The organism is Acetobacter ascendens, from assembly GCF_001766235.1.
GTDB classification, from domain to species: Bacteria; Pseudomonadota; Alphaproteobacteria; order Acetobacterales; family Acetobacteraceae; genus Acetobacter; species Acetobacter ascendens.
Genome location: NZ_CP015164.1, coordinates 1,436,105 through 1,448,779, shown reverse-complemented (window position 1 = coordinate 1,448,779; position 12,675 = coordinate 1,436,105). Strand labels below are relative to the sequence as shown.

Here is a 12,675-nt window from a genome sequence, read left to right as displayed (position 1 = left end):
TTATGTTGCGTAAGGCGCAAGGTGGCTGTATTTCTGCCTAAATCATAGGCAAACGGAAATAACAGTGCATACGCAACCCACCCTGCGTCCCATTAATCTGGGCGGTATTGTTTTGGATACCCCCGTCATTCTGGCCCCCATGTCTGGCGTAACAGATCTGCCGTTCCGGCGTCTGGCACGTAAGTTGGGGGCTGGTCTTGTTGTTTCTGAAATGATCGCCTCCTGGGCGATGGTGCGTGAAAACGATACCACCCTGCGCATGGCAGAGGTGGCGGATGCTGACGGCCCCAATGCCGTGCAGCTTGCCGGGTGTGATCCGGATGCCATGGCAGAGGCCGCACGTATTGCCGTAGGCCGTGGGGCAGATCTTATTGATATCAACTTTGGCTGCCCGGTTAAAAAAGTAGCCGTTGGCCAAATGGCCGGTTCTGCCCTTATGCGGGACGAAGGTGCTGCCGAGCGTTTGTTGGCGGCGGTGGTAAAGGCTGTGCCTGTGCCGGTTACCCTTAAAATGCGCATGGGGTGGGACCATGAGCACCTGAATGCACCTGTGCTGGCCCGGATTGCACAGGATGTGGGTATCCGCATGATTACGGTGCATGGCCGTACGCGCCAGCAGTTTTACAATGGCACTGCCAACTGGGCCTTTGTAAAAAATGTAAAGGAAGCGGTAGATCTGCCCGTTATCGTAAACGGTGATATTCTTACCGTTGGAGATGCGCGGGAAGCCTTGGCTCAATCTGGTGCAGATGGGGTGATGATTGGACGTGGCTGTTACGGGCGACCGTGGTTTTTGGCACAGGTGGCACACGCTTTGCGTACGGGGCAGGAAATTCCAGACCCCGCATTGCCGGAAGAAAAAGCCATTGTGCTGGAACATTATAATATGATGCTGGAGCACTTTGGTCAGCGCCCCGGCCTGCGTCTGGCACGTAAGCATGTGTCTTGGTATTCGGCAGGGCTGCATGGCTCGGCCTCATTCCGGGCTGCGTTTAACCGGGTAGAAACGCCAGATGAGGCCATTGCCATGATTGCTGATTTTTACGATCAGCAAATTGCGGCAGGTGCCGTGCGAGAACCACGTGTTTCTCGCCACGCTATGGCGCAACAGCAAGATCAGGTTCAGGCGGCGTGAAGCCAAAAGCAGCGCATGGGGCCAACCAGCCCGATGCGGCGCTTGTCTTGGACAGTCTGCCCGTTCCGGTTTTGGAAATAGGACCACAAAATACAATTCTTGCGGCCAATATGGCGGCGGAAGAGTTTTTTGGCATGTCTCGCCATCAGTTGCGGCACGGCGGCTTTGCAGAGGTGGTTGCTCAGGATCACCCGGTTTATCTGCTGCTTGAGCATGTGCGCACCCGTGGTGGGAGCGTGACAGAGCATGAACTGCTGTTTAGTTCCCCGCGCTTTCATCATGAGGGTGTAAGCGTTCAGGCTGCGGATGTGCCAGATTATCCAGACATCATTCTGCTGACATTTCATGAACCCTCCGCCGCCCGTATGTTGGACCAGCAGCTTGCGTATCGTTCTGCGGCGCGCAGTGTTTCCGGGCTGGCGGCCATGTTGGCGCATGAAGTGCGTAACCCTTTATCTGGCATTAAAGGGGCCGCGCAGTTGCTGGAGCAGGCCGTAACGGATGCAGACCGTGACCTAGCCACCCTGATTTGTGATGAAGTTGACCGGATTGACGCGCTGGTTGACCGCATGGGCATGTTTGGTGAAGCGCAGCTCGATTTCCGGGCGCTCAATATTCACAGAATACTGGAGCATGTGCGCCTGCTAGCCAGCAACGGTTTTGCCAAGGGCATCAAGATTGTCGAGCGTTATGATCCATCTTTGCCCCATGTATGGGGGGATAGAGACAGGTTGGTGCAGGTGTTGCTCAACTTGGTGAAAAATGCGACCGAGGCCATACGCAACACGGGTCAGGATGGGGAGATCACGCTGCTTACCAGCTATCGCCCTGGTATTCGGGTGGCTGTGCCTGGCACCGCGCAATGGCGGCATCTTCCGCTGGTGGTCACTGTGCGGGATACGGGGCCAGGTATTTCCGAAACAGTGCGCCCACATCTGTTTGAACCATTTGTTTCCACAAAGGTAAACGGAAGTGGGTTGGGGCTGGCTTTGGTTGGCAAGGTGATGGACGACCACGGTGGCGTTATCGAAGTGGAAAGCCGCCCCGGCTGCACAGAAATCAGCTTATTTCTGCCGATTGTCGATCATATGAGTCATTCGGGGTGATGCGCTCCTTTGCTCAACAGTTCTGTTTTTTCAGCTTTTTATCTGGTTTGAGACGTTATGACACCGCTGCCCACCATTCTTGTTGCTGATGATGATCGTTCTATTCGCACTGTGCTGGGGCAGGCATTGGGTCGGGCAGGCTATCAGGTGCAAACCACGCCTTCCGTCAACACACTCTGGCAATGGGTGCAGGAAGGTGAGGGTGATCTGGTGATTACGGATGTAATCATGCCAGATGGCAGTGGGTTGGATCTGGTAACGCGTATTCGCCAATTTCGGCCCGATCTGCGCGTTATTGTCATGAGTGCTCAATCAACCCTGACAACAGCCGTAAAAGCCACGCAGCGGGGTGCGTTTGAATATCTGGCCAAACCGTTTGATTTGAAGGAACTTCTGGCGGTTGTGGCAAGAGCGCTGACAACGCCAGTGCAGGAAACCGAAAAACCAGCAGCAGATCAACCGCCGGAAGAGCGCCTGCCTTTAATCGGGCAATCTGTTGTGATGCAGGGGATCTACCGTAGCATTGCCCGCCTGACCACGTCTGATCTCACAGTGATGATCTCGGGTGAGAGCGGCACGGGTAAGGAACTGGTAGCCCACGCATTGCATGAGTATGGGCGGCGCAGAAGCGGGCCTTTTGTGGCCGTTAATATGGCAGCTATTCCACGCAAACAGATTGAAAGTGAACTGTTTGGGTATGAACGCGGGGGCACACAGGGCCGTATGCCCGGGCGGTTTGAGCAGGCTACAGGCGGTACGCTGTTTTTAGATGAAATTGGAGACATGCCGCAGGAAGCGCAAACTCGTTTGCTGCGTGTTTTGCAGGAAGGTGAATTTACCACAGTAGGGGGCACAACGCCCTTGCGTGCAGATGTGCGCATTATCGCCGCCACGCATAGAGATTTGCGGCAGGCCATTCAGGCCGGTACTTTCCGTGAAGATCTTTATTACCGCCTGAACGTGGTGCCCCTGCGTCTGCCCCCCTTGCGGGAAAGGCTGGAAGATATTCCACTACTGGCGCGGCATTTTCTTTCTCAGTGCCGGGATGAAGGTGGAACGTATAGAATTCTGGATGAAAGTGCCATCACACGGCTTCAGGCCTGGCGCTGGCCGGGTAATGTGCGCGAGTTGGAAAACCTTATCCGCCGTATTGTGGCCCTGTATTCTCAGGAAACCATTACAGGAGACGTGATTGATGCGGAACTGGCCGAGCCTTTGGCGCATGATCCGATTCCCAATAGCGTGATGGCGGCGGAGCCTTTGTCTGAATCTGTTTCTCGCCATATCGCACGTTATCTGGAAGCAGGGCGGGATGGCGTGCCGCTGCATGATCTGCACGCCCGGATTATTGCGGAAGTTGAACGACCGCTTATCCAGATGACACTAGCCGAAACACGGGGCAACCAGATCAAAGCCGCCGCCATGCTCGGGCTGAACCGAAATACATTGCGTAAAAAAATTCGAGACCTTGAGATTCCTGTCGTTCGTGGCGTAGTCTGAACCTCAGGCATGAAGCAGTTTCTGTTCTCCCTCAGGCACCTCCTTTCTCGCACACGCCTGCATTGGCTTTTGCGTTCTCTGGAACGTAAAACCGTTGCCATTACACTTGCTACATTGGCTTTGTGTTTGGGGTTTGCCACGTTTGTAGTGCTTTCGGGTGGAATGTCCTTTGGGCATTATTCCCTGATCGAACCCTTGCTCTTATTTTTAAACGGTATGGTGCTGGCCCTGCTTGTGGTGGCCTTGGCTATTCGTATCGGCCCCATGGTGCGCGAGCATCGGAAAGGGCTGGCAGGGGCACGGTTGCATGTGCGGCTGGTTACGCTGTTTGGTATTGTGGCTGTGGCCCCCACACTGGTGGTGGGTGCGTTTGCAACGCTGTTTTTCCATTACGGAATTCAGATCTGGTTTTCAGACCGGGTTAATACCGCACTGAATGAGGCCTTGCAGGCTTCTCGCGGTTATCTGGTGGAGCATAACGCCAATATCCGCACAGATGCGTTCTCGATGGCCAATTACATCATGAGCGCCCAGAACGAACTAGCAGCCAGTGGTATGGATCTGTTTCAGGATCACGATGCTTTGGCGCAAATGCTGGACAGTCAGGCCACCATGCGCGGGCTGACAGAAGCCTTGGTGTATGATCCCATCACCAACAAAGTTGTGGCGGCTGGCGGGTTGATGAGCCGCACCGGATATTTGCAGGAGCTGCCTCCTCCTGCTGCCACGGTTATGGCGCGCTCCAACGATGTAGCTATTCTGGATTCTCCAGATGAACGCACAGTGCGCGCTGTGGTGGAACTTTCCCAAACGCCAGCGCTTATGCTGGTGATTACCCGGCTGGTTGATCCAACCATTCTGGAGCACATGCACCGTACGGAAAAGGTGGTGTCGGATTACAAGCGGCTGAGCAACAACCGCGCCAAGATCCAGCTGACATTTGTCATGATCTTTGCGTTGGTGGCGTTGCTGGTGCTTGCTGCCGCAGCCTTGATCGGGCTGGCATTGGCAAACCAGATAGCCCGTCCGCTGGGTTTGCTGAGTGTAGCTGCGCGCCGGGTGAGTGAGGGGGATTTAGGTGTTCATGTGCCTGAAAATGACAGGGATGATGAAGTCGCCAGTCTTTCCCGCGCCTTTAACCGCATGACAGAAGAACTGGCCAGCCAGCGTTCGGAACTGATGGCTGCATATGGGCAGATCAATGAGCGTCGGCGGTTTACGGAGGCCGTGCTTTCTGGTGTTTCAGCCGGTGTGATCGGGCTGGATGTGAAGCAGAACATCGAACTACCAAACCGCGCCGCCTGTGTTTTGCTACAAACTGATCTAATGGATGCCATTGGTGAACCGTTGGCCCAACGCGTACCGGAGTTTGCCGAGTTCTTGCAGGAGGCGCGTACAACGCCAGACGCCGTGCTTACGCGGGAAATTCAGATAGGCCAGCAGGCCAGCCAGCGTACCTTGCTGGTACGTTTGGGGGCAGAACTGCGAGGTACGATTACTGAAGGGTATGTGATGACATTTGATGACATTACGGCCCTGCAACAGGCGCAACGTAAGGCCGCATGGGCCGATGTGGCGCGGCGTATTGCGCATGAAATCAAGAATCCACTCACACCCATCCAGCTTGCTGCAGAACGGCTAAAGCGGCGTTTTCTAAAAGAAATTACTTCCGATCCCGATACATTTTCGCAATGTGCAGATACAATCGTGCGGCAGGTGGGGGATATCGGGCGTATGGTGGATGAGTTTTCGGCCTTTGCACGCATGCCGCAGCCTGTCATGAAAGATGAGGATATTTCGCGTATTGTGCGTGAGGTGCTGGTTCTGCAAAGAAACGCACACCCGGAAATCGCCTATCATCTTGATATTCCAGACAGAGGCCCCAAAGCACGATGTGATAGAAGATTGATAAGTCAGGCACTTATTAATCTTTTGCAGAATGCGGCGGATGCCATTGCCATGACAGCCAGACAGGGCGAAGCTACAGATCAGGCACCTGCAACCAAGAGTGAAGTATCGGTTCGGATTATAGAAGGGGCAGAAGATATCGCCATAAAAGTGGCAGATAACGGAGTTGGGCTTCCATCGGATGACAGAAATCGTCTGACGGAACCTTATGTGACGCACAAAGCCAAGGGTACTGGTTTAGGTTTGGCTATTGTGAAAAAGATCATGGAAGATCATGGTGGAACAGTGCGTCTGGAAGACAAAGCGGGAGAAAGAGGAACTGTGGCTACTCTGATTTTGTCGGTGAAAGACAACCATGGCGCATGAAATCCTGATTGTTGATGATGAACCCGATATCAGAATGCTGATTGAAGGCATTCTGAGTGATGAAGGTTATGAAACGCGTGTAGCCGCCAGTGCAGATACGGCATTGGCTGCTTTTAGGGCGCGTAGGCCATCACTGGTTATTCTGGATGTCTGGCTACAGGGTTCGGATATGGATGGCTTGGCTATACTGCAAGCCATGAAGGCCGAGGAACCTTCTGTTCCGGTTGTCATGATTTCTGGCCATGGCACAATTGAAACAGCCGTGGCAGCGCTCCAGCATGGTGCTTACGATTTTATAGAAAAGCCATTTCAGGCAGACCGTCTGCTGGTTATTGTGCGGCGCGCGTTGGAGGCCTCGCGGCTGGCGCGTGAGAATGAAGAACTGCGCATAAAGGCCGGGCAGGATACGGAACTGTATGGAAACAGTGCCCAGATTGCCGCCGTGAGAAACCAGATAGAAAAAGTGGCGCCCACAGGTTCGCGCGTGCTGATTAGCGGAGGGCCGGGTTCTGGCAAGGAAGTTGCCGCCCGTATGATTCATGCCCGCTCCAAGCGGGAAGATGGGCCCTTTGTTGCGCTTAACTGCGCCACTCTGGCACCGGGACGGTTTGAGGAAGAACTTTTTGGGCTTGAAGGCGGCACGGAAGGTGTGGGCCGTCGCACAGGGGTTCTGGAACGTGCGCATGGTGGCACGCTGCTGCTGGATGAAGTGGCAGACATGCCGCTGGAAACACAAGGCAAGATTGTAAGAGCCTTGCAGGATCAGACATTTGAACGTCTGGGCGGTGATGCCCGCGTTAAAGTGGATGTGCGCGTATTGGCCACTACGAACCGTGATTTGCAGGCCGAAATTATGGCCGGGCGTTTCCGGGAAGATCTGTATTATCGGCTGGTAGTTGTGCCGCTGCGTATGCCCGCGCTGCGAGAAAGGCGGGATGATATTCCCGGTCTGGCTGCAATGTTTTTGCGCCGGGCGGCAGAAATGGCTGGTTTGCCCACGCGTGAACTTTCTCCCGATGCCGTTGCAGCCCTTCAGGCCTATGACTGGCCGGGCAATGTGCGTGAACTGCGTAATCTGATGGAACGCGTGCTGATTATGCAGCCCGGTAGCAGCCAGGAACCCATTCGGGCAGATATGCTACCTTCTACTGTGGGTGAAAGTGCACCTGCATTGCTGAAGTTTGATGCCTCAACAGATGTTATGGCCTTGCCTTTGCGAGAAGCCCGCGATCTGTTTGAAACCCAGTATCTGCAAGCCCAGCTTTTGCGTTTTGGTGGCAATATTAGCCGCACGGCGCTGTTTGTGGGCATGGAGCGCAGCGCTTTGCATCGCAAACTTAAGCAGCTTGGTGTAACATCTGAGGAACGAGGCGCGGGCTGACATGTTTCAAGGTTGCAGGCTTTAGGCAGGCAGTCCGGCTAAAATATAATAATGAGAACGGAATAGGGCCTCCACTGTGGAAAAAGAGAGTGCATATAACGTGCAGGATGCGTTCCTGAACCAGATCCGGCGCTCACGCGCGGCTGTTACTGTGTTTCTGGTGAACGGCGTTAAGTTACAGGGATTTATTACATGGTTTGATGATGAGGTTGTTCTTTTACGGCGTGATGAACAAACCCAGCTTATCTACAAGCATGCCATCAGCACGGTAATGCCCAGCATTCCTGTCAATATTTCCGATTCCAACACTGCCGATGCGCAGGCAGACAGGGACCTTTCTCTTGGCGACGAGTTTCTCTGAAAAGAAAAAGAAAGTAGCAACCCGTGCGGCAGTTATTCTGCCGTGGGAGCGTTCTGCTCATGGGCAGGATGTGCGGGCCGCAGAAGCACGGTTGGAAGAAGCCGTGGGGCTTACAGCCTCTATTGGGCTGGTTATTGTGCGCAAGGATGTATTGCTTCTGCGCAGCAGACGTTCCGCCACTTTGTTAGGCAAGGGGCAGGTAGATTCCCTGCGTATTGCCGTTAAGGCAGATCAGGTTGATGTGGTGGTGGTGGATGCAAAGCTCAGCCCAGCCCAGCAGCGTAATCTGGAAACAGAGTGCGGTTGTAAGGTTATAGATCGTACCGGCCTTATTCTGGATATTTTTGGTGCCCGTGCCGCCACAAAAGAAGGCACTTTGCAGGTTGAACTTGCGCATCTGGAATATCAGCGTTCCCGCCTTGTGCGGTTGTGGACCCATCTTGAACGCCAGCGTGGTGGCTTTGGCTTTCTTGGTGGCCCCGGTGAAACCCAGATTGAAGCTGACCGGCGTATGATCGGTGATCGTATCGTGCGGCTTAAAAAAGATCTGGAGCAAGTGCGGCGCACACGTGGCTTGCACCGGCAGGCGCGTAAGCGCGTGCCTTTTCCGGTGGTGGCTTTGGTGGGCTATACCAACGCAGGTAAATCCACACTGTTCAATGCGCTAACTGGTGCCACCGTATATGCGCAGGACCAGCTTTTTGCGACGCTAGACCCCACCATGCGTGCGATTGATCTGCCCTCTGGCCGCAGGGTTATTCTGTCTGACACGGTAGGATTTATCAGTGATCTGCCAACGGAACTGATTGCAGCCTTCCGTGCCACGTTGGAAGAAGTGGCAGAGGCAGATATTATCCTGCATGTGCGCGATGTGGCGCATCCAGACAGCGCATCCCAGAAAAAAGATGTGCTGGGCGTTCTGGAAGGCATGGCAAAGGATGACATGCTGGAACAGGATTGGCCGGAACGCATCATTGAAGTGCTGAACAAGGTTGATCTGCTGGGTGGCCCCGAAGCTATTCCACAAACAGAAGATACCATTGCCATTTCCGCCATTACGGGGGAGGGGCTGGAAACACTTCTGGCGCGTATTGATGCGCGTATTACCCAAGGGATGGAAACGGTGCGCTATTGTTTGCCGCTGGCAGACGGAGCAGCCTCAGCTTGGCTTTACCAGCACGGCGAAGTGGTCGCGCGGGAAGACAAGGATGAACAGACAGATATTACGGTTCGTCTTTCAACAGAAGACCGTGCGCGGTTTGAGCGTCAGTTTTCCCACATCCAACCGATGATTGCTTAAAAAAGAAAAGCTCTGACATCAGGATTTTGAGAATATCTATCCTGATGTCAGACTTCTTATTCAGTCAAAATCTGTAGGCAGTTCCGGATTTGTATGATGTGCAAAAAGCCGGGCTATTTCGTGCGGTGTAATCCGTCCGGTTGAAATGTCCTGCGGGATATTCTCCTGCGCAAAAAAACCAACCTCGCTTGTTTCAATACTGGTGGTTGCTTCACCCCCAGTTATTTCCCCCAGAAAGAACAGCTTGGTGATAGAAAAAGGTTCTGGTGGCATATGCCCTTGGCGTGCCCGATCCAGCGCCATGGCCAATTTGGTAATCTGCACTGTATAGCCAGTTTCTTCCCATACTTCTTTGGCTGCACATTCAGATGCTGTCAGGTTCACATCAGTCCAGCCGCCGGGCACGGTCCAGCGGTTGCTGTCCAGCACTTCGCGCACCATCAGCAGGCGGTTTTGCGCATCAAAAACACCAACACGCACTTCCAGCTTGGGGGTGGCGTAACCAGATTGCTGGCTAAACAGGTTTTCTATTTTCTGCACATCGACATTGCTGCTTTCGGCCATCATTTGTGCGGCCAAATTATGCAGCATTTCATAGCGTTCTTTATCGAACGGGTCTTGCACATAGGTAAGCCCTGTCTGGGCAATGGCCTGAATTTCTCTGGCCCATACCAGCCAAACAGGTTCCGACATTCTGTAGTCCTTCTATAACCAAGTTTCATAAAAAACGGGAAGGCACTGGGCCTTCCCGTTTTGTGTAACACACTCTGCAAAGGCAGAAATTACATAGCGGCTTCTGTCTGTGCTGCGGTTTTACCGTTAATCAGCAGGCTATCACCATTGGCGGAGATATTCACTGTTTCTCCATCAAGGATATTGCCTTCCAGAAGCTGCTCTGCCAGCGGGTTTTGCAGCGTGCGCTGAATAACCCTTTTAAGTGGGCGCGCACCGTAAATGGGGTCATACCCTTCATTCGCCAGCCAAGCTTCGGCCAGATTATCCAGGTGCAGGGTGATCTTACGATCATCCAGCAGCTGCTGCAGGCGTGCAATCTGGATATCCACAATCTTGGTCATGTCCGCTTTCTGCAACCGCGAGAACAGGATGATTTCATCCAGACGGTTCAGGAATTCAGGACGGAAGTGCTCACGCACAACCTTCATCACCTGAGCCTGCACCATATCGGGAGATTCCCCATCCGGCAGGTTGGCTAGATATTCAGAACCCAAGTTACTGGTGAGAATGATAAGAGTGTTGCGGAAGTCCACCGTGCGGCCCTGACCATCGGTCAGGCGGCCATCATCCAGCACCTGAAGCAGAATGTTGAACACGTCTTCATGTGCTTTTTCTACTTCATCAAACAGGATGACCTGATAGGGGCGACGGCGTACGGCTTCTGTCAGCACACCCCCTTCTTCATACCCCACATAACCCGGAGGGGCACCAATCAGGCGGGCAACTGCGTGTTTTTCCATGAACTCACTCATGTCGATACGCAGCAGGGCTTTATCATCATCAAACAGGAAGCGGGCCAGCGCCTTGGTCAGCTCGGTTTTACCAACACCCGTTGGGCCGAGGAACAGGAAGGAACCAATCGGGCGGTTGGGATCCTGCAAGCCTGCACGGGCACGGCGCACTGCGTTGGAAACAGCTTTAAGAGCCTGTTCCTGACCAACCACAGATTTACGCAGTTCATCTTCCATACGCAGTAGCTTGGCGCGTTCACCTTCCAGCATCCGGTCAACCGGCACACCAGTCCAGCGGGATACAACAGAAGCCACACCCTGATCTGTTACGGCTTCAGAAACCAGATCATCCTTTTTGGCGGTTTCTTCTTCTGTTTTCTGGGCTTCTGCAATCTGCCCCTGCAGGTTGGGGATAACGCCATACATCAGCTCAGATGCACGGCCCAGATCACCCTTGCGCTGTGCCACTTCTACATCGGAACGGGCCTGATCAAGCTGTTCCTGTAGTTTCTGGATGGTGTTTACGCGATTCTTTTCAGCATGCCATGCAGCACTGAGCGTGTTGGACTTTTCTTCCAGATCAGCCAGTTCAGCTTCTACAGCTTCCAGACGATCCTTGCTGGCAGTGTCATCTTCTTTGCGCAGAGCTTCACGTTCGATCTTCAACTGAATAATGCGGCGGTCCAACTCATCCAGTTCTTCTGGCTTGCTGTCAATCTGCATACGCAGACGGCTTGCGGCCTCATCAATCAAGTCAATCGCTTTATCGGGCAGGAACCGATCCGTGATGTAACGGTTGGAAAGCGTTGCCGCTGCTACCAATGCACCATCGGTAATACGCACACCGTGATGGAGTTCGTATTTTTCCTTAATACCGCGCAGAATAGAGATTGTATCCGCAACAGAAGGCTCACCCACAAATACCGGCTGGAAACGGCGGGCAAGGGCTGCGTCTTTTTCAATATACTTGCGGTATTCATCCAGTGTGGTGGCGCCAATGCAATGCAGTGTGCCACGGGCCAGTTCCGGCTTAATAAGGTTGGAAGCATCCATCGCACCATCGGTACGGCCTGCGCCAACCAGTGTGTGCATTTCATCAATAAACAGGATGATCTGGCCCTCGGCGGATTCAATTTCTTTTAGAACAGCTTTCAGGCGTTCTTCAAATTCACCGCGATATTTGGCACCCGCAACCAGTGCGCCCATATCCAAAGAAAGCAGCTTTTTGTTTTTCAGCGCTTCAGGCACATCGCCATTCACAATACGCTGGGCCAAGCCTTCCACAATAGCGGTTTTACCCACACCGGGTTCACCAATCAGAACCGGGTTGTTTTTGCTGCGGCGGGCCAGAACCTGAATAGCACGGCGGATTTCTTCATCACGTCCAATAACGGGGTCTAGCTTGCCTTTAAGGGCAACTTCCGTAACATCACGGGCATATTTTTTAAGTGCATCAAAATTGGCTTCAGCGTTTTCGCTGGTCACTGTGCGTCCTTTACGAATAGTCGTAATAGCTTTTTCAAGTGCATCAACAGAAGCACCGTTTTCTTTTAAAGCACGGCCTGCTGGCGTGTCAGATGCGGCAATAGCTACAAGCAAACGGTCTTGCGCAACAAAACTGTCACCAGCTTTCTGGGCGGTTTGTTCTGCATTATCCAGAATACGCACCAGTTCCGGTGTTGCTGCGGGCTGGCCAGCACCGCTGCCCTGAACTTTTGGCAGCTTTGCCAAAGCCTGCTCAGTTGCCGCTTTTACAGCTTCCGGGTTGCCACCAGCACTGCGAATGAGTGAGGAAGCAGCGCCTTCATTATCATCCAGCATGGCCTTAAGCAGATGCTCTGGCGTTAGCTGCTGGTTAAAATCACGTAAAGCTATTGTTTGCGCAGCCTGCAAAAAGCCGCGTGAACGATCTGTAAATTTTGCAATATCCATTATAATCCCTCTTGTCCCTTTTACATCAGGCGACTGAAGGCCCTGCTGGCATCCCATGCAGGCCCTGCCGGCATCCCATGCAGGCAATGTCAGCGTGGTCTCATTCTTCATAAATTGAGATTGGAATGTTGAGAGAGACAATCAAGGGGGCGTGATACGTTTTCGTGCATAGGTGGTAAGTGGTGCAGGCAGAACATCCTTGAAATGGCACGGTTTCCAA

The 12,675-nt window shown here is 53.3% G+C and carries 9 protein-coding genes; 7 read left to right on the top strand and 2 right to left on the bottom strand.

What is annotated here, in order from left to right:
• The first annotated feature begins 64 nt into the window (after window positions 1–64).
• The 7 genes from dusB (at window position 65) to hflX (ending at window position 9,057) form a co-directional block, all read left to right on the top strand.
• Window positions 65–1,135: a tRNA dihydrouridine synthase DusB gene (dusB, locus tag A4S02_RS06980; RefSeq protein ID WP_070323342.1), complete on the top strand. Its 1,071-nt coding sequence runs from the start codon at window positions 65–67 to the stop codon at window positions 1,133–1,135.
• Complete coding sequence (locus A4S02_RS06975; protein ID WP_019088295.1) at window positions 1,132–2,241, top strand: two-component system sensor histidine kinase NtrB; 1,110 nt, start codon at window positions 1,132–1,134, stop codon at window positions 2,239–2,241. Before dusB ends, A4S02_RS06975 begins: the two co-directional genes overlap by 4 nt.
• A gap of 57 nt (window positions 2,242–2,298) precedes the next feature.
• Complete coding sequence (ntrC, locus tag A4S02_RS06970) at window positions 2,299–3,741, top strand: nitrogen regulation protein NR(I) (protein WP_019088296.1); 1,443 nt, start codon at window positions 2,299–2,301, stop codon at window positions 3,739–3,741.
• 9 nt (window positions 3,742–3,750) lie between these two features.
• Window positions 3,751–6,015 carry a sensor histidine kinase NtrY-like gene (locus tag A4S02_RS06965; RefSeq protein WP_070323341.1) on the top strand — a complete coding sequence of 755 codons (2,265 nt, stop codon included), beginning with the start codon at window positions 3,751–3,753 and terminating at the stop codon, window positions 6,013–6,015.
• A complete protein-coding gene (ntrX, locus tag A4S02_RS06960; protein ID WP_070323340.1) occupies window positions 6,005–7,396 on the top strand; it encodes a nitrogen assimilation response regulator NtrX in 1,392 nt (463 codons plus the stop codon). The genes A4S02_RS06965 and ntrX overlap by 11 nt, the downstream gene beginning before the upstream one ends.
• A 76-nt stretch (window positions 7,397–7,472) precedes the next feature.
• Entirely contained in the window at window positions 7,473–7,757 is a 285-nt protein-coding gene (gene hfq / locus A4S02_RS06955; protein ID WP_003624011.1) for an RNA chaperone Hfq, read from the top strand.
• Window positions 7,711–9,057 carry a GTPase HflX gene (gene hflX / locus A4S02_RS06950; RefSeq protein WP_020944174.1) on the top strand — a complete coding sequence of 449 codons (1,347 nt, stop codon included), beginning with the start codon at window positions 7,711–7,713 and terminating at the stop codon, window positions 9,055–9,057. The genes hfq and hflX overlap by 47 nt, the downstream gene beginning before the upstream one ends.
• Before the next feature lie 60 nt (window positions 9,058–9,117).
• Here the strand turns inward: hflX and A4S02_RS06945 are convergent, their stop codons facing one another.
• Together A4S02_RS06945 and clpB are read right to left on the bottom strand one after the other, a co-directional pair.
• Complete coding sequence (locus A4S02_RS06945) at window positions 9,118–9,750, bottom strand: NUDIX hydrolase (RefSeq protein WP_070323339.1); 633 nt, start codon at window positions 9,748–9,750, stop codon at window positions 9,118–9,120.
• Between the two features lie 89 nt (window positions 9,751–9,839).
• Window positions 9,840–12,455 carry an ATP-dependent chaperone ClpB gene (gene clpB / locus A4S02_RS06940; RefSeq protein WP_070324205.1) on the bottom strand — a complete coding sequence of 872 codons (2,616 nt, stop codon included), beginning with the start codon at window positions 12,453–12,455 and terminating at the stop codon, window positions 9,840–9,842.
• Window positions 12,456–12,675 lie beyond the last annotated feature (220 nt).